This window comes from Micromonospora sp. LOL_023, from assembly GCF_048060115.1.
GTDB lineage: Bacteria > Actinomycetota > Actinomycetes > Mycobacteriales > Micromonosporaceae > Micromonospora_E.
This window is the reverse complement of record NZ_JBHMIM010000006.1, coordinates 16,349-38,999: the sequence shown is the minus strand read 5'-3', so window position 1 is coordinate 38,999 and position 22,651 is coordinate 16,349. Positions and strand designations below refer to the sequence as shown.

The window sequence follows — 22,651 nt, the reverse complement described above, 5'->3', positions numbered from 1 at the left end:
GGCGGTGGAGCTGTTCGTCGGCGAGCTGGCCCGGCTGGACCGCGAATCCGGCGGGGAACTGCTGCGCGACGTCGCCGACCGGGAGATCTACCGGGGCGCGTTGACGGTGCTGATGCGGCTGGTCTTCCTGCTGTACGCCGAGGAGCAGCGGCTGCTGCCGCTCGGTGACCCGCTCTACCAGGAGGCGTACGCGGCGACCACGCTGCACGCCCAGCTGAGCCTGGCGCGGGACCTGTACAGCGAGGAGGTGACCGACCGGCGGGCGGCGGCCTGGCCCCGGCTGCTGGCCCTGTTCGCGGCGGTGCACGGCGGCTGCACCCACCCGGACCTGATGATCCCGGCGCACGGCGGGTCGCTGTTCGACCCGGCCCGGTTCGGCTGGCTGCACCGGGCGGCGGTCACCGACCGGGTGATCCTGGAGATCCTGGACGCGCTGCTGGTGCTGCGCCACCGGGGCAAGGCCGCCGAGCAGCTCAGCTACTCCAGCCTCGGGGTGGAGCAGATCGGCCACGTCTACGAAGGACTGCTCGACTTCTCCTGCCTGCGGGTGGATCAGCCGCACGTCGGGTTGATCGGCAAACTGGAGCCGGAGCTGCCGCTGACCGAGCTGGTCGAGCAGGCCGCGCTCGGTGAGCCGGAGTTCCGCGACTGGCTGGTGAAACGCTGCGGGCTGACCGCCGGCCAGGTGACGAAGGCGTTGGCCCGCACACCCCGGCCGGACGAGGTGGCGGCGCTGCACGCCGCCTGCGACAACAACGCCGACCTGGCCGAGCGGGCCCGCCCGTACTGGGGGCTGCTCCGCACCGACCTGCGCGGCCTGCCGACGATCTTCCCGGCCGGGTCGGTGCTGTTCACCCAGGTCGGCGACCGACGGGCCACCGGCACCCACTACACGCCGAAGGAGCTGGCCGAGGAGGTCGTCCGGCACACCCTGGCGCCGTTGTGTTTCGCGCCCGGCCCGGCGCAGGGCGTCGCCGAGGAAGGCGTGTGGCGGGCGAAGAGCGCGGATGAGCTGCTGCGCCTGAAGGTGCTGGACCCGGCGATGGGTTCCGGCGCGTTCCTGGTGGCTGCCTGCCGCTACCTGGCCGAGGTGGTGGTGCGAGCCTGGCAGCGCGACAAGCTGCCGGCCGAGCTGGCCGACCTGCCCGCCGACGGCCGCACCGAGGAGGATCTGCGGCTGGCGGCCCGTCGGATGGTCGCCGCCCGCTGCCTGTACGGGGTGGACCGCGACGACATGGCCGTCGAGTTGGCGAAGCTGTCGCTGTGGCTGGTCACCCTGGCCAAGGGGCGACCGTTCGGCTTCCTCGACCACGCGCTGCGCTGCGGTGACTCGCTGGTCGGCATCACCTCGCTGGACCAGCTGACCGCCTTCCACCTGGACCCGGAGCAGGGCCGTTCGTTGCACGCCCGGCTCTACGGCTCGGTCACCGACCGGCTGCACGAGCTGGTCGCCGAGATGACCGAGCTGCGGGAGCAGATCGAGGCGAGCGTGGTGCAGGACACCCGCGACGCCGCCGACAAGGCGGCGAAGCTGGGCCTGACCGAGCAGATGGGGGACGGGCTGCGGCTGGCCGCCGACGCCGTCGTGGGCGCGGCGCTGTCCACCGCCGTACGGGCACAGCGCCGCCCGTGGGATCCGGCCGACGACCCCGACGACGACCCGGAGTACAAGTACGACGACCGGCTGTCGGCGATCAGCGACCAGGTGTATGCGGTGCTGCACGACCAGGCGTCGGCGGAGCAGACCCGGCAGTTGACCGACACGATCAGCGGCTGGCTGCGCGGCAGCCGCCCCGCCCCGATCCGCCCACTGCACTGGCCGCTGGAGTTCCCGGAGGTCATCAACCGCGCCGGCTTCGACGCCGTCATCGCCAACCCGCCGTTCGTGGGCGGGCAGCGGCTGACCGGATCGATCGGTGTCGACCTTCGCGAGTATCTGGTGGAGCGGGTCGGCCGGGGCCGACGCGGTAGCGCCGACCTGTGTTCGTACTTTCTGTTGCGCAAACTGGCCGTGACCGGGAAGGGCCGGGTCGGGCTGATCGCCACGAACACGATCGCCCAGGGCGACACCCGCGAGGTCGGCCTGGACCAGGCGATCGACATGGGCTGGACGATCTACCGCGCCAACAAGTCGCAGCCGTGGCCGGGCACCGCCTCGCTGGAGGTGTCGCTGCTCTGGGTGGGGCACGCCGGCAGCGGTGAGGAGCGCATCCTCGACGGCCGGAAGGTACGTGGCATCACCGCCTCGCTCGACGCCGAGTCCCGAGTGACCGGCAACCCGCACCGCCTCGCCGCCAACGCCGGCCAGTCGTTCCAGGGCTCGAACATCCTGGGGAGAGGCTTCCTGCTAGAGCCGGAGCAGGCGCAGGCGTTGATCGCCAAGGATTCGCGCAACAAGGATGTGCTCTTTCCCTACCTCAACGGCGAAGACTTGAACACCAGCCCGGACTGCTCGGCGACCCGCTGGGTGATCAACTTCCGCGACTGGTCCATCGAACGCGCCCAGCAGTACCCAGACTGCTTCGCCATCGTCGAGCGCAAAGTCAAGACTTTCCGCGCAACCAACAACCGTCCTGCGCGGCGCGATCGGTGGTGGCTGTTCGCGGAACGCGCGCCCGCGTTGTACGAGGCCATCGAAGGACTCGACCGCGTCCTCGCCATCGCACTCGTCAGCAAGACAGGGCTACCGATCACCGTGCCGACCGGACAAGTCTTTTCGCACATGCTCGGCGTGTTCGCGACCGACCGATTCGCGCACCTGGCACTTCTGTCAAGCAAGGTTCACCTTTCCTGGTGGATGACAAAGGGTGAGTCGAGCCTTCGGACAGATGCGCGCTACACGCCGTCCGATGGTTTCGAGACGTTTCCGCAACCAGATTTGACGGAGCGGATGGATCGGGTGGGCGAGGAGTTGGACTCGTACCGGCGGTCGGTGATGTTGGGGCGGGAGTTGGGGCTGACGAAGCTCTACAACCTGGTCCACGACGAAGGGGTGACAAGCGCGGACATCCGGCGGCTGCGGGATATCCACGTCGAGATCGACGAGACGGTTGCCGAGGCGTACGGCTGGTCCGACCTGCGACTGAACCACGGCTTCCACGAGACCCGGCAGGGAACCCGCTACACGATTGACCCGGCGGTGCAGGTCGAGATCCTTGATCGCCTGCTGGAGCTCAACCACAAGCGCTACGCCGAAGAAGTCCGCAAGGGTCTGCACTCCGGCTCCCGCCGCACACCACGCAAGCCAACCAAGTCTGTCCCACGACCACGAAAGCCAGCGGAATCCGAGTCGCTGCCCCCTGCCTTCGACGACGCCCTGTTCCCCCGCCCCGACGCCCTCTTCTAGCAACGCTTCTGTTCGGCGTTAGCTAACGTCGGGCATCAGTGGAATGGTGACTGATGGTCCGCCAGTGGCGATGAAATCGGCTAGCCACTGGCGGACCTCGCTCATGCCGGTGGGTCGGTGCGGCAGCAGAATCTCGGTGGGGTGGCGGCGGCCACGAGGGTCGCGCGGATCGGGTACCGCCCTCAGCGGGATTACGGCGCACCGCGCACACCGCGACGGCGAGCATGCTGGGTGATGATGGCATCGGCGGGTGCGGTCCTTTTCGTGATCATGTGGCTTCTTCGTGATCATGTAGCTTCGCAACTTCATGATCACCAATGGGCCGCGCCCGTCCTGCATAGACCCCTGGAACCCTCCAAACTCCCAGCTCAACCTGCCCTCAACCGACTGCGCAACAGCCCTGCCGGGCCCCTGGGTTGATACCTGCTCGGGGGCGTGGGGTGCGTAGGTATGCCAGAATGACTGATGGTATCGATGTCGATACGCCAATGGCTCTCGCGAAGGGATGGGCAGGTGTGACAACAAATACACCACTAGGCGGAACCTCGGAACCGGAGCCCGTCAATGGCGGAGCCACTCCCCAAGAGCCGGAAAGACCTGGCCAGAACTCAGGTGGGAACTCATCCGGCCCTGCCCAGCAACAGAGCCGCGCAGGCGCTGGTAACGAAGCAGGCGAAGGCTATGGGGCGATTGCCAGAGCGATCGCCTACGAAAACCTCGGAGTGGATCCCGCAGCGTCCCCTCGCAAGAAGAGGCGCTGGGTGATGCTGGCCGCAGTGCTGGCCGCAGTGTTGGCGCTCTCGACCCTGTTACTCGAAGCAGTGAGCACTTATCTCCTCGTTCCGTCCACCGTCGCCAAGGAGAACGACTCTCAGAAAGAGGACGACGCGTCCCAACCGCCTTTCGCGGTATCCGTGCAGTCGGAGAATAGCGAGCCGGAAAATTGGGTCATGGTTCTCGACCGAGAACTGACGACCCACGAAATACAGAAGATGCAGGAAAGTTCGTCCCCCTTTTCATATCTGCAGGGCTTAGGCGGTCGCCCGCTGGCGTATGCGTCCCACCTGGAACACGCCCCGGAACGGTACAACCGGCAGACGCCACTCGACCGCATGGAGCTCTCTGACACGTTCAAGATAAATTTCCTGAGCACCCGGACCTACGCCGTGGTCATCGACGACTGGGAAGTCGTTGATGTCAAATGCCAGAAGAGCGCCGCGAAGACGGTCGTCGACTACCCGCCGCAGGGCGGAGTGCCCTACGAAGGAATTCGCCTCCACATCCCGCCCTGGGCGGATGAGCCGGTGCTGACCGACGACACCGAGGGGCAAGGCAAACCGTACTTCGCTACCCGATTCATCGAGGTCGGAGGTGGCCAGCCCTCGGGTGGCCTCAAGGTGGAGGCGATCGCGCCGCCCGGCCAGTCGTGTGAGTGGGGGATCAAGGTCCACTACGTGGACGCCCACCAGAAGGAACAATACGTCCAACTGAAGGACAGCAAGGGGGAGCCCATTCGCATTCGCACGGAATCAGTCCCCGAGAACCCTCGACAGAATTGGGTGTTCGGCTCGGTTCCCTGGACGTGTTATGCTCAGGGGGTCCCGTGCGATTTGGTTTAGCCTGGAAATCTTTGGCGGCTGTGCTGGCCCTCCTGTGTGCTCCCGCCTGCAGTTCGCAGCCGAGTGAAAAGAAGCCGGATTCTGGACCCTCGACTCAATACCAGGGCAACGAAGCGTACACGCTTCCCGACACACCGTTCACCCGCAAGGGCACCGTCATCACCGCGACCTGCCTCATGGGCGCACGCTACGTCGGCGTTTCGGTGCAGGCATGGAATCCCGAGCGGTGGAAACTGCTCGACGAGCGATCCTTTGCCATCCCCCCCGACGCCGCGTTCACCAACTCTGCCGGCGTCACAGCAGTCAACAGCCCTCTCGTGGACCTCTGCAGGCAGAGAGCGGACGTCCCGTCCCCTTACCGCACCGATGCCCTGGAACACATGGTTCCGCGGATCCGCGCCCTCTTCGACCTCGGATTCACGCGCATGGCAGTGGTGCTCCGGGACCCTGGAAGCAAGGCCACACATGCCAGCTTCGTCGAAAGTGACGGCACCTGGGACGACATCGTGCACCTGAGCGACGCGACGAGCGACGACGAGCAGAACGCCGCGATGTCGCCCGACGGTAGCAGTGTGTGGTTTACCTACACGGCCCCTTCCGGGGAGCAGAGGATCGGTTCCCGGGCCGTCGAGGGAGACCACCACCTGTCCGACGAAGGACCGGCGGCCGGGCATGACCTCCCCCTGACTGTCTTAGGAAAGCCCCCACGCGCTATTCAGGCAGACATGGTCTGGGTTTCGCCGAACGGCCGCCGCCTCACGGCGAAAGTGCCAAAGGTCTTCGGAAGCGTCTTCGACACCCCAGACTCCTCGGTCCCGCTCGCTGGGAAGTCGGCCCGCAATGCCACGCTCGTCAGCGATTGTCTCGGTGTCGTCGGCTGGATCGGAGACACCCGGGTGTTGTGCCGCGCGTCGTCCGGTTCCTTTCAGGTCATGGATGCTCATTCCGGTCGCGCTGTCGGAGACCCGGTCGGTGTGGTCGGCCCGTATGACGGAACCGTCGCTGAGGGGGCGCTGGTCTCGGCGGATGGGAAGAAGTTCATCGCCTCCGTTCACCTCCCCAACGACCCGTATCGGTTAGGCGACGACTTCAGGGTTGTGCCGACCACGGCAGGAGGGGAAACGGTCCAGATCCCTAGCGATCACCTCTGGGCCCACACGGTTTTCCTAGAGTGGTTGTGAACCTGATGACCCTGACGCCGGGAACCGGACGGACGCCGTAACGGTGTGACCGGCGGGGCCGCCGGTCGCCGTCGCGTGCCCGGCGCCCGCCGCGTCCCTGGGAGACTGCCACGCTCCGTTCCGTGGGAGCCCGGAGGTGAGATCCCTCCGGGCAACCCGACCCTGGTGATGTATGAGGCGGTCTACGACGACACCGGAGTGCTCGTCGCCGCCCGTCGCTTCACCGACCCAGAGCTGATCGCCCGGTGTCAGCGCCTCATCGAAGGGCTCTACCACCAGGGCGAGCCGCTGGACACGTTCTTCGATCGCGAGGTGGCCACACTGGATCCGCCCACCGGGACAGCGAAGCTACCTGGGTGAGAACAGGTACCGGCCGTAGCGACCACTTGGCGGTAGCCCAACGGATCGCTAGCCGTTCGAGGACCGCACAAGCATCTCGTGAGGTGCCGCCGCTGGGTGGTGTTCGAGCGCCGCGATACGTCGATGGCGGGCGGCGTACTCGCGTAGCGCGAGGTTGACGGCTTCCTGCTCGCTCCTGGATCCAGACAGGCGCATTGCCTCAGCCAGCGCCTCGTCGTCAAGGTCAATCTGCGTGACGGTCATCGGCAACCTTCGAAAGCAGATCGAGCTGGCATCGACGCTGTGAGCGGGAGAGCCGACCTCGGCTGATGATCGGATGCGCCCCATCTGCGCAACACGCCGGGCGCGGAGCAGATGGAGCGCATCCGATCAGGGAGTTACCTGTGCTTGAGGCCGGTGACGAAGCTGGCCCAGGTGGTGGCGTCGAAGGCGAGTGTCGGGCCGGTGCGGTCCTTGGTGTCGCGTACGTCCACCTGGCCGCCAGCGAAGCGAACCTCGACGCAGTTGGCGTTGTCCGAGCTGCGCGACGACTTGAACCAGCCGCGATCCTGCATCCTGACCTGCCTGATCATTCCATCTCCTTGGCTACCTGCCGGATCAGCGCGAGCGAGTCCCCCGAGCCTAACGCCTGCTCCTCGGCCTCGGCGAAGGTCACGGCGTAGTCGGTTACCTTCGCCGACTGATCGATGATGTCGATGAAGGTCAGGATCTCCTGCCAGACCAGGTCAGGCAGCCGAGGCGACGGGAACGAGAGGAGCTGGAACGGCCCGCCGAGCGCGGGATGCGCCCCGGCGCTGAACGGCATGACTCGAACATCGATCTGTTCGGGGCGTTCGGTCATCATGGCTGCAAGGTGTTCGAGTTGCGACCGCATGACAGCAGGACCGCCGACCTGCTGACGGAGCGCCGCCTCGCCAAGCACAGTGGTCACTTTCAGCGGGTTGTCGTCAAGCAGGCGGCGCTGGCGGATCATCCTGGACTCGACACGCCGGTCAACCTCGGTGAGTCGGATCGTCGTCGTGCCGCCCCGGATGACAGCACGGGCGTAGTCCTCGGTCTGCAGCAGCCCTGGCATGACCTCGGTCGTGTAGTTGCGGATGTGCTCTGCTCCGGCTTCGTAGCCGAGGAACCGGATGAACTCGGCCGGGAAGATCTGGGTGTACTGGTTCCACCAGGCACGGCGAGCCGCGCCCGCACGAAGCTCTTCAAGTTCCGCCGCCTCGTCATCGTCGATCTCGTAGATCTCGATGAACTTGAGCAGCCGGTCTGCGGGGAGCTTCACACGACCTGACTCCACGCCTGAGACGTACGCCTGGATGATGCCTGCGGCCTTGCCGGCTGCGACCGCCGTCAGGCCGATCTCCTCCCGCCGCTGCCGTAACCGCAGGCCAAGCTCCCACGCCTGCACGATGGGCGACGGGTTGTGGCTGTCTGCTAAGCCACGAGCCTTGCCTGACTCCGAAGCCGATGCCGACATCAAAACTCCATTCGAGTTCACGTTTGAGAGACGACTATCCGAATCACATCACAGATACCCAGATCTGTATAGGGGTTGATATCAGAGTGATCTTGATGCAAGCTGGTCTCCATCGATCACTCGACGGTCTGATGGAGGTTCCGTTGTACCGATTCGGAAAGTTGATCTACCAGCAGGAGGCGGAGGAGCGGTACGGGTTCTCGCTCTGCCTCATCGGCAATGCCGGCACGAGCGACCAGACGTACGACCTGCTCGGAGTCATCCGGGTCGCCGTCGACCCGCGTCAGCCGGATAAGCTGGGGGAGAACCTGCGCGGCTGGGCGATCGCGACCCTCGCCGCCGGCGGCCACGGGTTCGGCTGCTACCACGCCACCTTCAGCACCCTCGACGAGAACGATGAGCCCGAGAGCGACCTCGGCAACCTCGACATCAACTGGTCCGGCTCGCAAGTCCTCGTCCCTGCCGCCGAATAGCCGTGCTCACCGAAGCGGCAGCGGCCCGGCTGCTCCGCGTACCGCACACCGAGGTGAGGCCCATCCACGCTATCCGTGGAAGTTGACGTGGATGGGGCCTCGCCTCGGCGTGCTCGTCGCTACCCCACAGCGACGGCGACCAGGTGCCAGAATGATGCCATGACCAGTGTGCTGGAGCGCGAGATGTTTTCGGAGGCGGTGGCAGCCCGGCTGCTGCGCGTCCGGCAGTCGACCCTGCACTACTGGCTGGAAGGATCGCAGCGAAGTAGCAAATCCTACAAACCGATCCTACGCGACAAACCGCGCGGCACTCGAAACGTGACCTGGGCGGAGTTCGTCGAAGCCGGCTACCTGCGGGAGTACCGACAGACACACAACGTGCCGATGAAGGAGCTCCGTCGGTTCATCGAGCTGCTGCGTGAAGAGTTCGGCGTGCCGTACCCGCTTGCTGATCGACGTCCGTTCGTGTCCGGTCGGAACCTGGTCTACGACGCCCAGACCACTGCCGGCCTCGGGGTCGACTACTGGATGGTGGCGGTGGCGGGCGACCAGCTCCTCCTCACGACGCCAGCGGATTCCTTCATCCGGCGGGTCGGTTGGTCAGGCGACGTAGCCGTCAGCTACAGCCCAGACGCCAACCTGGAATCACCGGTACGCATCCAGCCGGATGTCCGCTTCGGCAAGCCGTCGATCAAGGGCGTGAGCACCGAGGTCATCGCTGAGCAGCATGACGCGGGCGAGGACGCGGACGCGATCGCCGAGATGTACGCCCTGGACGCCAGCGACGTATCGTGGGCGTTGGCGTACGAGTTCTCCGTGCGGGCTACCGCCAAAGCTGCATGACCAGGACCAAACCGGCGGGAGTCCGCTTCTACTTCGACGCTGATATTCGTGGTCTCGGCATCCTCCTGTCTCGCATCCGCTCGGACGTGACGTACCCGGGAGACCCGGGTGGTGAGGTCCACAAGCGTCTCCGCCCGCCGTGCGTTGTCACCGACGTCGCAGCCAGGGACGACGTGTGGATTCCGCAGGTTACCGAGCAGGGTTGGCTGATTGTGACCCGTGACCGGCACATCCGGACTCGCCCCCGAGAGATCGCCGCCGTCCGCGAGTACGGAGCCCGGATGGTCGCCCTGACCGCCGCCGAAGCGACGAACACCTTCAACCAACTCGAGGTGGTGATGTGTCGTTGGCGGGACCTGGTCAAATGCCTCGATCGGCCTGGTCCGTTCATCTACGCTGCGACCCGGACGAGCTTCGAGCCAGTCATGTGATCCCAGCACCAATGCCATGAGCGGACTGGCGATGCTTGAGCTTGCAGCTTTGGTCGCTCTGCTGCGCCGATCAGCGGCGAACTGGTCGGAGGTCGTCCTCGACATCCAGGAGACCGGCAGCGCCACGCAGGTGCTCGACCAGGCATTGCGTCAGCCCGAGGCGCTGTTCCCAGATCCGACCAGCTCAGCCGACGATCTGATCTCAGCCGCTGCCGACGAGATTGCCGGATGGCGGGCGGACGGGATCGGCGTACACGCCTACTTCGACGACAGCTATCCCGCCCAGTTGCGCGGCATCAAAGAGGCGCCTCCGCTGCTGTTCACCCGTGGCGAGCTGCGGCCCAACGACCGGGCCATCGCCGTCATCGGCAGCCGCAAGGCGTCAGCGCGCGGATCCGGCATCGCGCGATCGGTAGCCGAGACGCTGGCCAACCGGGGAGTGACGGTCGCCAGTGGGTTGGCTCACGGCATCGACACCGCCGCCCACACCGCAGCCCTCGCCGCCGGTGGCCGCACCGTCGCGGTCATTGGCACCGGCATCCGCAACTACTATCCGCCGGCCAATCGGCGGCTGCAGGACCACATCGCCGACGTCGGCCTGGTGGTCAGCCAGTTCCGGCCCGACGCCGGCCCCACCCGGCAGAGCTTCCCGATGCGCAACGCGGTGATGAGCGGGTACGCGGCAGCGACCCTTGTCGTCGAAGCCGGCGAGACCAGCGGCGCCCGGATCCAGGCACGCCTTGCCCTCGGGCAAGGCCGGCCGGTGATCCTGACCAGCCATGTCATGCGAAGTCGATGGGCGCAAGCCTTCGCCACCAGGCCGGGCGTCCACGTCGTACGCAGCACAGCAGAGCTGATCGAAGCCGTCGACGGCATCCTCAACCGACTCCCACTCACGTAGACAGCCGTAGCGGAAGCTCTTGTTGATCGAGCGCCTGTGCGGCGAAGCCATGATCCGATGGTCGATCGAGATCCTGTCGTTCATGGCGTCACGCTGGTGATGGTGTGCAGCATGGCGAACTCGCCGCCACCGGTAAGGCAGTCGGGGGAGACGTCGGGCAGGTCGAGGTCGCTGGTCGAGGGGTTGGTGTAGCCGCCACCGCCGACGACCCGGCTGCCGATCGCGATCGGCTCCCGGCCTGGCGCCTCGACCCCGGCGACCTGCCCACCGTCCCGCCACACCGTCGTGCCGGGCGGCCAGACGGCGACGTTGCGTATCCCGTCCGGCCCGGTCGTCGCGTCCGGTTCGAGGACGAAGCAGTCCGCGTCGGCCAGGTGACGCAGATAGCCGTCGATCTGCGCGTCGTCGCCGCCGCGCCGGACGTCGTGGACGAGCAGCGCCGGGTCCGACTCGGCCATGGAGACCGGCGGACTCGACGTACAGCCGAAACAGACTGCGGCCGACAGCGCGGCGAGGAACACCTGAGCAAGCCGGCTACCCCGGAGGCAGCTTTCCCGCCCGGTCATGTCGTCGCGGGTTGCGTCGAACCGGAGACGAGGTCACGCCAGCGGGTGATCGTCGCTTTGTACGGTGCCGGCATGTGCAGGTCGGGCACCTCGTCGTAGCTGAACACACCGAGTTCCTTGTGCTCGTCGATGTAGGTCAACTCCTCTTCACTGGTGTAGACCGCACCGAAGCTGACGATGAACACGTGTCGGAGCGGGGTGATCTCGTACACCCACGAGTCGATGATCCGTACGCCGGTGATGGTCAGGCCCAGCTCCTCGGCTACCTCCCGGCAGACGCCCTGCTCCGGGGATTCGCCGACCTCCAGCTTGCCGCCGGGTAGCTCCCACTCGTCGCGCTCGTTCTTCAGCAGCGGCACCCGACCGTGGTGGTCGATGACCAGCTTCACCGAGATTGGCAACTGGTACTCGAAGTAGCCCGGGTTGCGTTCGACGAGGTACGGCGGCCGGTCGGACATGGCAGGTGCTCCCATCTGTACTGCCTCAGCCCGCGCAGATCAGGACGGCGGCGACGTCGTCGGCGCGTTTGAAACCGTCACCGCCGACGGCCGGGTCGCTCTCCGTCTGCCGGATCAACTTCTCCAGGTACGCCACCCCACGCTCCCGGGCCTCGGCGACGACCTCGGACCACCCGGCGAAGAGCTGGTAATCGGTGACCAGCCGGGCGAACCCGTCCGTGCAGAGCAGGATGTGGCCGGTCCCTGCCCAGTCCGCGGTGATCCGGTGCGGGACGAGGCGGCGTTGCGGGTGGCCGGAGAAGACCGACTCGACGTCACCGGAGGTCATGGTGTGCCGGCGTCGCTGCTGCATGGCGGCGACGACCATCGCCGGGTCGGTCTCGCGGGCCCGCACCGCCGCCGCCTCTCGCCCGTCGAAGTAGCTGGTGGCGAGGACACGGGTGGTGTCGCCGTCGATGACAGCGGTGGCGTCACCGATGCGGGTCAACTCGAAGCCGTCGCCCCGGTCGACACATAAGCCGATCGAGCAGGCCGGCGGCATCCGGTCCGAGGGGAAGCCGTACGCCTCCTGCTGCCGATGCACCTCGACGGCGATCCGCTCCAACAGGTCGGCGCCACTGCCCTGATAACCGTCCGTCCCGGATTCTGTGAGGAGCGCCCCGACCAGGTCGACCAGCCACACCACGTCACGCTCTGCGGGCAGGGCAGCATCGTCGTACAGGTCGGTGGCACCGTCGATGACCCAGGCCAGCGAACCCGCGTGGCCTACTCGGTCCTCGTTCGACCTGGCCCCGCCGGCTGTGGTGACCGAATCCCGAATCTTCATCTTGATCCAATCCTCGGAACGAGTGCCAGCAGGCTTCCATTTGAGCGAGGGCTGCCGAGTCAGCCTTCCGGGAACGGGTCGTGGATGAAGAAGTTAGGCGGTGCTGGCCAGGGGGCGAGGGCTGATGGCTGCTTGAAGCTCGGGGTCGACCATCTGGAGCGCGGCATCGAAGTGGTGCTGCAGGTTGCTCACCAGTCTGGCGACTGTGTTGCCACAACCATCCTTCCCCAGGTAGATCCTCATCCAGTCGTTGCCGACATCGATCCGTAACTGCTGCCCCACGTGCAGATCCACGGCCGCGACTTCCGCGACGCCGTCAGCGGTGACGGCTGGGCGGCCCCAGAGCCGGAACGGCGCTCTCGATGAGAACAGTTCGCTGAGGAAGGCATCTTGATCATGAATCTCTTTGCTGAATCGGATAGCGATCGGCCCGCCCGTCACGTTGCCGCCGCCATCCTCGGTGCCAAGGGTCGACCAGGAGATGGCCTTGCTTTCACAGAGCGTCACCAGCTTGCTGTACCGGCTCACGGCCCGGCTGACGAAAGCGAGGTGCAGTGGGAAGGAGTCGCCGGACGCGACGAACTTGCCCATCCTGCTGACCGCTTCCCGTACTCCACCGAAGTCGGGGTCATCGATATGGCTCTCGATCCGATCGAACGGAACGGCGTCGCGGTAGTCGCTGCGTGAGAGGAAGTCAAGGAACGCCTCGGCGTTGCGGCCAGACAGTTGGAACCCAAGCTCCTCGGTTTCGGCTCCGGCGGATCCGAGCAGAGCCGTACCCTTGAAATTGGTACGCACGCGCCGCGTCTGGGCGTTCGGCCACATGTGCCGTAGATGCTCGGAGGGCAGCCACATCCAGTCGAGGTCACGGCGGTTGGCTACCCAGCCGTTGACCAACGAGCCGGCATTCTTTGTCGGCATGTCCGTGTGCAGGCTCCAGAACCTGGGGTTGAGTTGATCTACCCAGAAATAGCCGAACTCGGTGTGGACCTTGAAGAGGAAGGCGTCGGTGCTTTCCTCGACCCGGCCGGAGCCGGTGAGCCCACGCAGACACTCCAACGGATCCTCTACATGGGCCTCCACGACGAACGTCTTGGTGGGTGAGGTAGGGCTCAGTGCAAGTTCATCTGCCATGGCGGCCCGTGCGGTCAAGATCCACCTCCCTGCTCGTCTTCCTCCTGCGACTCCTCCAGGCCAGTATCCGCGACCTCTAGCTCTTGGAGCAGGTCCAATTGTCCATCAATCTCGGCGCGCCCTGGGCGTTTGATCCCTTTGGTCACCTTTCCGATGCTTTGATATGAGGTGGTGCGGCCTCTGTGATGAAGATCCTCAGGAGTATTCCTGAACTGGATACGGTCTTCGGATCGAGTCGCTGTGCGTCGCTCGAACGCGAACCATGCAGGCTCGCGGTCGGCGACACTTCGAGCAACCTGAGTGACGAGGCGCCTGAGTCCGGTCTGCGCCTTTTGTCCGTAGATGCTGTAGTAGGGGGCGACCCGCTCGGTAAGGCTAGTCATTGTGACGGCTGGTGCTCTGTGCGTGAGCATGGCGACGAGCGCCGCTAGGACGTACTCCTCAGCTACCTCTACCGGAGAGTCGGGGTCGAACGGAATGATCGAAGGTGGTGGGCCGGCCAGGTCTACGCCTTCGCCGAGAGCCCTGGTGAGTAGTCCTGACGCATGCTCCCTGTTGTGCAGGTCGACGCGTCGGTGAGCGACCGCAAGCAGGGGCGCAGACACTCCCGCACTCTCCAGGCTCAGGCTGATCCGGCTGGCGTGCTTCGACAAGCAGATGTATAGCGTCTCCAGCGTCGGCGGGGTCCGGTGCGTCAGAGTCACGCCTGCGGCCTGCACCAACGACTCAGGGCCCATCGCCGCGTATGCGAAAGCCTGCCGCACCTCGATGTTGGCACCGGACTTCGCTTCGCACTGCACCAGATGATTGCTGGCCTCGTGGAACAGTAGGGCATCGATGACGGCATTGCCGGCGTCGCCGCTGGCGGGAATTTCCAGCCCGGCTGGGCGAAATCCTGCCTGAGCCAGCACGGGCTGAGTGATATCACCGGCCGTCAGCAGCCCGAGCAGGGCGTTGATCGGCAACAGCCGCGCCTCCAATGGCTGACCCTCCTTCGTGATCGCGAGATGACGACAGTAGCGCCGTACGGCCAAGGACCGTACGGCGGCGCACCGTGGCGCGAAGTCATGGCCTTTTGATTTGTCCACATCGGGATGATGGTCCAGGTTCAGCGGGCGATATTGATCTTCAGTTCGCTCATGATCGACATTTGCCGGACGGTCAAAGTACTCAAGTGATCATGCTTTCCGGTCGGCAGGTGCAGTCGATCGCATGAGGACGGTTTTGGTGGGAGCCGTTACGGTGGCGGGCATGGGTGAGGCGGGCGTACTCGGCAGACCAGACGCGGGCGTGATCCGCGACGAGCTGCAGGCGCTGGTCCTGGCCGACCTGCTCGGGCCGCTCGACGGGCCGGACGAGGAGTTCGGCACCCAGGAGAGCCCGCTCGACCGCTACCTGCTCGGCCGGCTCGCCCCCAACGGCCAAGCCGTCGAGCCCGACACCCAGGACGAGCTCTCCGACGCCAGCGCACCGGACATCATGGAGGGCCAGCCGGAGCCGAGCGCCCCCAACGTGCCCAGCCTCGCCCCGTCTGCGCTCGGCTTCACCGCCACCGTGGACGGTGCCGCCACCGCGCTGCGGGTCACCGGCGGCTGGGGCCGCTACGACCGGGCCACCTCGCAGCGCGAGGAATACGCCGGCCGGGTCTGGCAGCGCCAGAGCTACGGCGGCACCATCATCGTCGTACTCGCCGAAGGCCCGCTGCCGCCGCAGGCCCCCGACCCGGACCAACCCGACATCGTGGTACGCGGCCGGGCCCGCCGCCGCGACGGCCGCTGGCTGATCTCCCTGTTCCTGGAGAACCGGCAGCGGCCCGGCGCGCGGCGCGACGCCAGCTCCTGGATCTTCCAGGTGGAGCTGTCCGCCACCGGCGACGGCGACCAGCCGGTCTTCTGGCCCCGACCCGAGCAGATAACCGGCGGCGACGCCTCCGACCAGGCCGAACGCCGCCGGCTCGCGATGGCCTACCGCTTCCATCCCGAGTACGCCGTCGGCCACGGCACGGCCGTGCGGGCCGACCCGGCCGCCGGTGACCACGCGCTGCGCGCCCACCGGATCCGCACCTGCCCGGTGCCCGTACACGAACTGCCGTTCACCGACGTGCCGACCGCCGACACCGACCCCGATCTGCCGGAGCTGGCCGCCGTCGAGCTCGACATGAAACGCCTCGCCGAGCTGGCCGCCACCCCGGCGGCCGCCCCAGCCAAAGGCTCGGCACGCGGTCCAGCCGGTGATCCGCTGCTGGCGGCGCTGACCCCGCTCGTCGACGGCTACCGGGCCTGGATCGCCGGCAACGACGCCGCCGCCGACCAGCCGCACCGCCGGCTCACCGAACACCGGCAGCAGGTCACCGAGGCGCTGCGCGACGCCCGCCGGGCCGCCGACCGGATCACCGCCGGCATCGGCCTGCTCGCCACCGACCCGGCCTCCCGCCGCGCCTTCGGCTTCGCCAACCAGGCGATGTACCTGCAGCGGGTGCACACCAGGGTCGCCGACGCCCGTCGCGAACACCCCGGCCTCGGGCTCGCGGCGGCGACCGACGCCGCCGACCAGCCCGACAACCACCGCTGGCGGCCGTTCCAGCTCGCCTTCCTGCTGATCAACCTGCCGGCGCTGGCCGACCCCCGGCACGCCGAACGCACAGAGGATCTACAGCGAGCCGTCGCCGACCTGCTGTGGTTCCCGACCGGTGGCGGCAAGACCGAGGCGTACCTCGGGTTGACCGCCTTCACCATCGCGATCCGCCGGCTGCAACCCGCCTACGGTGGCCTGGTCGCCGCCGACGGCCTCGCCGTGCTGATGCGCTACACGCTGCGGCTGCTCACCATCCAGCAGTTCGAGCGGGCCGCCACCCTGATCTGCGCCGCCGAAACCCTGCGCCGTGCCGACGAAACCACCTGGGGTGACACGCCGATCCGGATCGGACTATGGGTCGGCGGCAAGGTCACCCCCAACCACACCGACCAGGCCCGGCAGTGGCAGCAGCAGCAGCGTGGCCGGCGCGGTGCCGCCACCCGGGGCCACGGGTCACCACACCAGCTGACCAGCTGCCCGTGGTGCGGCAGCCGGATCGAACCCGGCCGGGACATCATGATCGACCCGACGTACCGCCGGACCCTGGTGCGCTGCCCCGACGTCGAATGCCCGTTCGGCGAGCTCGCCGGCTTCGGCCGGCCCGACGACCAGCGCGGGCTGCCGGTGCTCGTGGTCGACGAGGAGATCTACCGGCACCCGCCGGCCCTGCTGATCGCCACCGTCGACAAGTTCGCCCAACTGGCCTGGAAGGGCGAGACCTCAGCGTTGTTCGGGCAGGTCAGCCGGCGCTGTGAACGGCACGGCTACGTCACCGAAGACCTGGAGCGCACCGACTGGGAAGCGACGTACCACCGGGCCACCGGCAACGCCGGCCTGGCCCGCATCGTCGACTGTCCCCGACTGCGACCCCCCGACCTGATCATCCAGGACGAGCTGCACCTGATCTCCGGGCCGCTCGGCTCCCTCGTCGGCCTCTACGAGACCGCCGTCGACCGGCTCGCCACCTGGCAGCCGATGACCGGCCACTCGACCCGGCCCAAGGTGATCGCCTCCACCGCGACGGTCCGCCGAGCCCACCAGCAGATCGGCGCGCTGTTCCACCGCAGCACCGAAGTGTTCCCGCCGCCCGGTCTCGACGCCGCCGACAGCTTCTTCGCCCGCCAACGTCACCCCGACCAGCGTCCCGGCCGGCGCTACATCGGCATCTGCGCCCACGGCACCCGGATCAAGTCGACCCTGATCCGGGTCTACGTGTCGGTCCTCGGTGCCGCCCAGAAGCTGCACGAACGCTACGGCCGAAACGACGTCACCGACCCGTACATGACCCTGGTCGGCTACTTCAACAGCCTGCGCGACCTCGGCGGCATGCGACGCCTCGTCGAAGACGACGTCTCCACCCGACTTACCCGCGCTGACGAACGCGGCCTCGCCCGCCGCTACGACCCGCTGCTGGAGGAGCTGACCTCCCGGATGCCCTCCGACGCGATCCGGCCGCTGCTGGACCGGCTCGCCGTCCGGTTCACCGGCGGGCGCGGCAAAGCCGGCCCGAGACCGATCGACGTGCTGCTCGCCACCAGCATGATCTCCGTCGGGGTCGACGTGTCCCGGCTCGGCGTGATGGTCGTCGCCAACCAGCCCAAGTCGGCCGCCGAGTACATCCAGGCCACCAGCCGGGTCGGTCGCGCCGCCCCCGGCATCGTCTTCACCGTCTACAACTGGGCCCGCCCCCGCGACCTGTCGCACTACGAACGCTTCGACCACTTCCACGCCACCGTCTACCGGCAGGTCGAAGCGCTGTCGGTCACCCCGTTCGCCGATCGGGCCATCGACCGCGGCCTGACCGGGGTGCTGGTCGCCCTGATCCGCAACCTGGAACACACCTACAACGGCAACCTGAGCGTCCAGCACTTCGACCGCTACGGCCCCCTCGCCGACCACGTGGTGCGTTTCCTCGCCCGGCGCAGCGACGTCGCCGCCGACAACGCCGTACGGCTACGCGTCGAGGACGAGCTGGAAGCGCGGCTCGACGCGTGGGCGCGGGAACGGGCCATGCCCGCCCGGCGACTCGCGTACGACAAGCCGCGCCGCAGCGACGACATCGCCGGGCTGCTGCACCGCCCCGAGGAGGGCCGCTGGCGGCAGACCACCTGCCCGACCTCGCTGCGCGACGTCGAACCCGGTGTGCAGCTGCAGTTGCAGCTCACCGGGGCCGCCATCGCGGAACCACCGCCACCGTTCGTGCCCCGCGCCGATCCGGCGACCGGCACCGGGGCCGCCGCCGGTGGGGCCGCTGGCGGAGCCGACGGGCCGGAGGCGCTGGCGTGAGCGACCCACAGCAACGGCAACTGCGGGTCGGCGCGCTGCGCCCCAACCAGCTGCTGCACACCTACGGCATCGGCTCCGTCGCCGACCTGCCCAGCCTGTCGGTGATGCCGCTCGGCCTCGACCACTGGGAGCTGGCCCGCGCCACCGTCATCACCGAAGACCGGCTGCTCGCCGCCATGCGCGCCAAACTCGGCTACCAGGTGCAGGCGCTGCGGCTGCCGCCACACCTGCCGGAAACCTCCGACCCGTACGCCGAATGGGCCCGCATCGGGGTGCCGGTCGCGTTGTTCCCCGCCTGGTTGCGTTGCTCCGACACCCGGTGCAACCAACTCGCCCCAGTCGAGTCGGGTCTGTTCGAGCTGGTCTCGGCGCCGACGCCGGACAAGGTCCGCTACGTGCACACCTGCCGGGGCAACGGCGGCGGCCGACCCACCGCCGTACCGGCCCGGTTCGTGCTGGCCTGCGGCAACGGCCACCTCGACGACTTCCCCTGGTCGTACTTCGTGCACCGGGGCAGCGACCCCGGTGCCGGGCATCCGCTGCAACTGTCCGAACGCGGCAGCACCGGCGAGACCACCAACATCTTCGTCACCTGCGGCCAGTGTTCGACCCACCGGCCGATGTCGGAGGCGATCGGGGCGCTCGCCGAACGCAATCTGCCCGCCTGCCGGGGCCGCCACCCGCACCTGGGCAGCTACGAACCGTGCGACGCGCCGCCGCGCACCCTGGCGCTCGGCGCCACCAACAGCTGGTTCGCCATGCAGGCGGCGGTGTTCAGCGTGCCGAAGGCCGAACACCCGGTGGACCACCTGGTCGCCGAGTTCTGGCCGACGCTGAGCGTGCTCGCTCCGCTGCCAGCGCAGACCGGCACGATGATCCTGCCCACCCAGACCTGCTGGCCCGAGCTGCAACCGCACGGAGTGGACAAGGTGTGGGCGGCGATCCAGCGGCGGCACGAAGCCGGCGACGTCCCCGGTGGCGGTGACTGGGACAATCTCGACCTGCACCTGCCCGAGTGGCGCGCGTTCACCGCCAGCGTCGGCGCGGCACTGCCGGACTTCACCACCCGACCGGAGCCGGTCCCGGCCGGGCACCGGGACTGGCTGAGCCAGGTGGTGCTGGTGCCCCGGCTGCGTCGGGTCGCCGCACTGTACGGCTTCACCCGCATCGACGCCCCCGAACGGGACGTGCTCGACACCCCCGACCGGTGCCGCGCACCGCTGTCCGCCGAGCCGCCCACCTGGGTGCCGTGCGCCGAAACCCGCGGTGAAGGCATCTTCCTGCGGTTCACCGAGGAACGCATCGTCGCCTGGGAGCACGACCCCGCGGTCAAGGCCCGCGAACAGCTGCTGATCCGGGCCCACGAGAAGTGGCGGGCGCAGCGGGAACTACCCCCCGGGGCCTGGCCCGGCCTGCGCTACCTGCTGCTGCACACCTTCGCGCACACCCTGATCCGGGAGCTGGCGCTGGAGTGCGGCTACAGCGCCTCCGGCATCGGCGAGCGGGTGTACGCGCGTACCGGCGAAGTGCCGATGGCCGGGGTGCTGCTCTACACCGCCGCCCCAGACAGCGAAGGCACCCTCGGCGGGCTGGTCTCCCTCGGCCGGGCCGACCGGCTCGGTCCGCTGATCGACCGCGCGTTGGACGGTGCCCGGCTGTGCAGCTCCGACCCGCTCTGCGCCGAACACGACCCGACTGTGCATGGCCGGCTCGCCGGAGCCGCCTGCCATGCCTGCCTGTACGCCGCCGAAACCTCCTGCGAAGGCGGCAACCACTACCTGGACCGGTCGTTGCTGGTCGACACCCTCGCCGACAGCGAGTGCGGCTTCTTCCGGTGACCGGCTGCCAACGGTGAACCCGTCCGAGGCCATGGCGCAGACCGTCGCCGAGCTGGCCGCCGAGCTGGCCGCCGAGCTGCCGGCCGGGCACGTCGCCGCGTGGGCCGGCGTCCTGGCATCGGTCCACCGGCCGGACGCCACGGTCGAGGCCGCGCTGATCGACGCCCGCCCCGGGTACGCCGTCGCCGCCCACGCCAGACGGCTGGTCACCGCCTGGCGGACCCACGCCCCCGACCTGCCCGGTACAGCCGTCGCGTTGGCCCTGCGAAGCGCCGCCCACCTGCAGCGGCGGGCCGAGGTTCGGCGTACCGAGCTGGTGGTCAGCGGGCCGAGTAGCCCGGCCGTCGCGGTCCGGCTGACCCGGTCGGTGGTGGTCGAACTGATCCGGCAGGCCCGCCGGTCGCTGCTGATGGTCAGCTTCGCCGCGTACGGCGTCGCCGAGGTCGTCGTCGAGGTGTCCGCCGCCGCCGACCGCGGCGTCCGGGTCGACCTGGTGTCCGAGAGCGGCGCCGCCGACGGCGGACCGCTGCGCGGGGTGACCGGAGCCGACGTCTTCGCCGGCCTCGGTGACCGGGTCACCTGCTGGCACTGGCCGGTGGCGGTGCGGCGACAGCCCGGCCGGTCACTTCCGGCCCTGCACGCCAAGGTGATCGCCGCCGACACCGACGCCGCGCTGGTCAGCAGCTCCAACCTGACCGACCGGGCGCTGTCGGACAATCTGGAAGTCGGGGTGGTGGTGCGGGACGCGGCGGTGGTACGACGACTCGTCGACCACTTCGCCGCGCTGATGGAACCGCGCACCGGAGTCCTGCGGCGACTCTGACCGGTAGGTCGCGGCCTCACAAGGCACCCCGGCCCGGGGTGTCCGCCAGCGGACACCCCGGGCCGGAAGGCGGGGCAGGGATCAGCTGGCGGTGGCTGGCCGGTCGTCGGCGAGCTCGCGGCGGGTCTCGGAGCGGGTCGGCGCGGCGGCAGCCCGGCGGGCCGGGTCGGTGCAGAGCTCAGCGATCTGGGCCTCGGTCATCGGGCCGCCCCGGGACCGGGTGACGCCCAGATGGTCGGGGACCTCGACGGTCGCCTCGAAGTCCCAGATGTACCACTCCTTGCGGCCCCAGGCGTTGCTCTTCAGCTTGATCTCGATCGTGCCCTGGGCGGTCTGCAGCTTGGGGCTGCGGTCCAGCGCGGCCCAGCCCGACGGGCCGGCGTTGAGCGACGTGGTCCGGGAGACCGTCGACTCCCAGTTCCACTGCCGGCCGATGCTCTGGCTGATGCTCGTCGACACGTTGCTCAGCGCGCTGGAGCCGAAGGTGGTCGCGGGCACCTTGGAGGTCATGCTGATCGACCCACCGGTGGTGTCGGACCATTCGACCGACAGGCTGTTGTCGTACGGGGTGCAGTTGAAGTGCGAGGCGACCTCGTGGAAGCCGGCGGTGGTCTCGGTCACCGGCGTTCCCGCAACGAACCGGCAGGACACGGCCCGGCCGTCGCAGTGCTCGAAGAGCTCCGCGCGGGACGGTCCGTCCCAGAACCTGACCGAGCTGTACTGGTTGTCGGCGGGCACCCGCGCGAGCCGGTCGTGCGAGTACCACATGTGGGGGGTGCCGGACTGGTTGGTGTTGACGTAATAGTTGCTGGCGCAGTCGGTGACGTTCTTGTACGAGCTGATCACGTCGCCCCAGCCAGCGCTGGCGAGGTTGTTGAAGTAGTAGTACTTGCCGCCGCTGCAGGTGCCGGATTGCGAGATCATGCTCAGCGAGCCGCCCAAGAAGTTGGCGTCTCGGTACGCGATCCCGAGGACGACCTGGGCGGCTGCGGACGTACCCGATGCCATGGCGCGGGTGGCTGCGGTGCCGGCGGCGGCGATCCGCTCGGTGGTTGCCGCGTCGAGTCGACTCCCGTCACGCGGGGCGTCGGTGACCGCGCCGTCGGTCGCCACCTTCATCGCGGTCTGGAAGTCGCGGTAGCAGGCCAGCTCGTCGGTCGACTCGTAGAGCAGGCAGTCGGCCATCTCCGCGGTGGGCACGGCGGCGGAGGCGGCGGCGGGTGTGGTGACGGCCAGCGTCGACCCCAGCATCAGTACGGCGAGCACAGTCGCCGTACGGGCCGATCGAAACGTCGTGTTGCGGTGGGTGGATGTCATGGGACATGAGTCTGCAAATCGCTCTCGCTGAATTCATGAGGAGAATCCGAGGATTACCTGAGGAATAAATGAGGAAAGCGGATCGTGTCAACCATCACATGCCTTCTGCCCGAAATCTTACAGCTAATCTGTCCGGATAGAAACAGCCGGCTCCTACCATGATCATCCGAGGGTCGGTTCGGCCAGCGCAGGCGGTAG

At 67.9% G+C, this 22,651-nt stretch carries 20 protein-coding genes; 11 read left to right on the top strand and 9 right to left on the bottom strand.

Features of this window, described 5'->3' with window-relative positions:
* Positions 1–112: 112 nt before the first annotated feature.
* The 4 genes from ACFHVL_RS05000 (at position 113) to ACFHVL_RS04985 (ending at position 6,506) form a co-directional block, all read left to right on the top strand.
* On the top strand, positions 113–3,346 hold the full coding sequence (locus tag ACFHVL_RS05000) for an Eco57I restriction-modification methylase domain-containing protein (protein WP_416625973.1): 3,234 nt from the start codon (positions 113–115) through the stop codon (positions 3,344–3,346).
* 458 nt (positions 3,347–3,804) lie between these two features.
* On the top strand, positions 3,805–4,965 hold the full coding sequence (locus tag ACFHVL_RS04995) for a hypothetical protein (protein ID WP_416625884.1): 1,161 nt from the start codon (positions 3,805–3,807) through the stop codon (positions 4,963–4,965).
* A gap of 11 nt (positions 4,966–4,976) precedes the next feature.
* Positions 4,977–6,146: a hypothetical protein gene (locus tag ACFHVL_RS04990; RefSeq protein ID WP_416625883.1), complete on the top strand. Its 1,170-nt coding sequence runs from the start codon at positions 4,977–4,979 to the stop codon at positions 6,144–6,146.
* A gap of 168 nt (positions 6,147–6,314) precedes the next feature.
* Complete coding sequence (locus ACFHVL_RS04985) at positions 6,315–6,506, top strand: DUF6879 family protein (RefSeq protein WP_416625882.1); 192 nt, start codon at positions 6,315–6,317, stop codon at positions 6,504–6,506.
* Positions 6,507–6,554: 48 nt separating this feature from the next.
* Here ACFHVL_RS04985 and ACFHVL_RS04980 read toward each other — a convergent pair whose 3' ends face one another.
* The 3 genes from ACFHVL_RS04980 to ACFHVL_RS04970 form a co-directional block, all read right to left on the bottom strand.
* Positions 6,555–6,749, bottom strand: a complete 195-nt coding sequence (locus ACFHVL_RS04980; protein WP_416625881.1) for a type II toxin-antitoxin system VapB family antitoxin — start codon at positions 6,747–6,749, stop codon at positions 6,555–6,557.
* Between the two features lie 134 nt (positions 6,750–6,883).
* Positions 6,884–7,078, bottom strand: coding sequence for a DUF397 domain-containing protein (locus tag ACFHVL_RS04975; RefSeq protein WP_416625880.1), 195 nt, complete (start codon positions 7,076–7,078; stop codon positions 6,884–6,886).
* Positions 7,075–7,983 (bottom strand): helix-turn-helix domain-containing protein, encoded by a 909-nt coding sequence (locus ACFHVL_RS04970; protein ID WP_416625879.1) that lies wholly within the window; start codon positions 7,981–7,983, stop codon positions 7,075–7,077. Before ACFHVL_RS04970 ends, ACFHVL_RS04975 begins: the two co-directional genes overlap by 4 nt.
* 143 nt (positions 7,984–8,126) lie before the next feature.
* On the opposite strand from ACFHVL_RS04970, the gene ACFHVL_RS04965 reads away from it, so the two are divergent.
* From ACFHVL_RS04965 to ACFHVL_RS04950, 4 genes are all read left to right on the top strand, one after another.
* Positions 8,127–8,456 carry a hypothetical protein gene (locus ACFHVL_RS04965; RefSeq protein WP_416625878.1) on the top strand — a complete coding sequence of 110 codons (330 nt, stop codon included), beginning with the start codon at positions 8,127–8,129 and terminating at the stop codon, positions 8,454–8,456.
* 159 nt (positions 8,457–8,615) lie between these two features.
* The gene (locus ACFHVL_RS04960; protein ID WP_416553797.1) at positions 8,616–9,299 is read left to right on the top strand and encodes a DUF433 domain-containing protein; all 684 of its coding nucleotides are present in this window, start codon (positions 8,616–8,618) and stop codon (positions 9,297–9,299) included.
* Positions 9,296–9,730: a hypothetical protein gene (locus tag ACFHVL_RS04955; protein ID WP_278110879.1), complete on the top strand. Its 435-nt coding sequence runs from the start codon at positions 9,296–9,298 to the stop codon at positions 9,728–9,730. Before ACFHVL_RS04960 ends, ACFHVL_RS04955 begins: the two co-directional genes overlap by 4 nt.
* Before the next feature lie 16 nt (positions 9,731–9,746).
* The gene (locus ACFHVL_RS04950) at positions 9,747–10,631 is read left to right on the top strand and encodes a DNA-processing protein DprA (RefSeq protein ID WP_416625877.1); all 885 of its coding nucleotides are present in this window, start codon (positions 9,747–9,749) and stop codon (positions 10,629–10,631) included.
* Between the two features lie 80 nt (positions 10,632–10,711).
* On the opposite strand, the gene ACFHVL_RS04945 is transcribed toward ACFHVL_RS04950, so the two are convergent.
* The 5 genes from ACFHVL_RS04945 to ACFHVL_RS04925 form a co-directional block, all read right to left on the bottom strand.
* Positions 10,712–11,197 carry a hypothetical protein gene (locus ACFHVL_RS04945; RefSeq protein WP_416625876.1) on the bottom strand — a complete coding sequence of 162 codons (486 nt, stop codon included), beginning with the start codon at positions 11,195–11,197 and terminating at the stop codon, positions 10,712–10,714.
* On the bottom strand, positions 11,194–11,655 hold the full coding sequence (locus tag ACFHVL_RS04940; RefSeq protein WP_416625875.1) for an NUDIX hydrolase: 462 nt from the start codon (positions 11,653–11,655) through the stop codon (positions 11,194–11,196). Before ACFHVL_RS04940 ends, ACFHVL_RS04945 begins: the two co-directional genes overlap by 4 nt.
* Before the next feature lie 25 nt (positions 11,656–11,680).
* Positions 11,681–12,481 carry a protein phosphatase 2C domain-containing protein gene (locus ACFHVL_RS04935; RefSeq protein ID WP_416625874.1) on the bottom strand — a complete coding sequence of 267 codons (801 nt, stop codon included), beginning with the start codon at positions 12,479–12,481 and terminating at the stop codon, positions 11,681–11,683.
* 93 nt (positions 12,482–12,574) lie between these two features.
* A complete protein-coding gene (locus ACFHVL_RS04930; protein WP_416553809.1) occupies positions 12,575–13,633 on the bottom strand; it encodes a hypothetical protein in 1,059 nt (352 codons plus the stop codon).
* Positions 13,630–14,595: a hypothetical protein gene (locus ACFHVL_RS04925; protein WP_416625873.1), complete on the bottom strand. Its 966-nt coding sequence runs from the start codon at positions 14,593–14,595 to the stop codon at positions 13,630–13,632. The genes ACFHVL_RS04930 and ACFHVL_RS04925 overlap by 4 nt, the downstream gene beginning before the upstream one ends.
* 271 nt (positions 14,596–14,866) lie before the next feature.
* On the opposite strand from ACFHVL_RS04925, the gene drmA reads away from it, so the two are divergent.
* Genes drmA through drmC form a run of 3 tightly spaced genes read left to right on the top strand, consistent with a single transcriptional unit; the run spans position 14,867 to position 21,136 of the window.
* Positions 14,867–18,475: a DISARM system helicase DrmA gene (drmA, locus tag ACFHVL_RS04920; RefSeq protein WP_416625872.1), complete on the top strand. Its 3,609-nt coding sequence runs from the start codon at positions 14,867–14,869 to the stop codon at positions 18,473–18,475.
* Entirely contained in the window at positions 18,472–20,313 is a 1,842-nt protein-coding gene (drmB, locus tag ACFHVL_RS04915) for a DrmB family protein (RefSeq protein ID WP_416625871.1), read from the top strand. Before drmA ends, drmB begins: the two co-directional genes overlap by 4 nt.
* A gap of 13 nt (positions 20,314–20,326) precedes the next feature.
* Entirely contained in the window at positions 20,327–21,136 is an 810-nt protein-coding gene (gene drmC, locus ACFHVL_RS04910; protein ID WP_416625870.1) for a DISARM system phospholipase D-like protein DrmC, read from the top strand.
* Positions 21,137–21,217: 81 nt separating this feature from the next.
* On the opposite strand, the gene ACFHVL_RS04905 is transcribed toward drmC, so the two are convergent.
* A complete protein-coding gene (locus tag ACFHVL_RS04905) occupies positions 21,218–22,453 on the bottom strand; it encodes a hypothetical protein (protein ID WP_416625869.1) in 1,236 nt (411 codons plus the stop codon).
* Positions 22,454–22,651 lie beyond the last annotated feature (198 nt).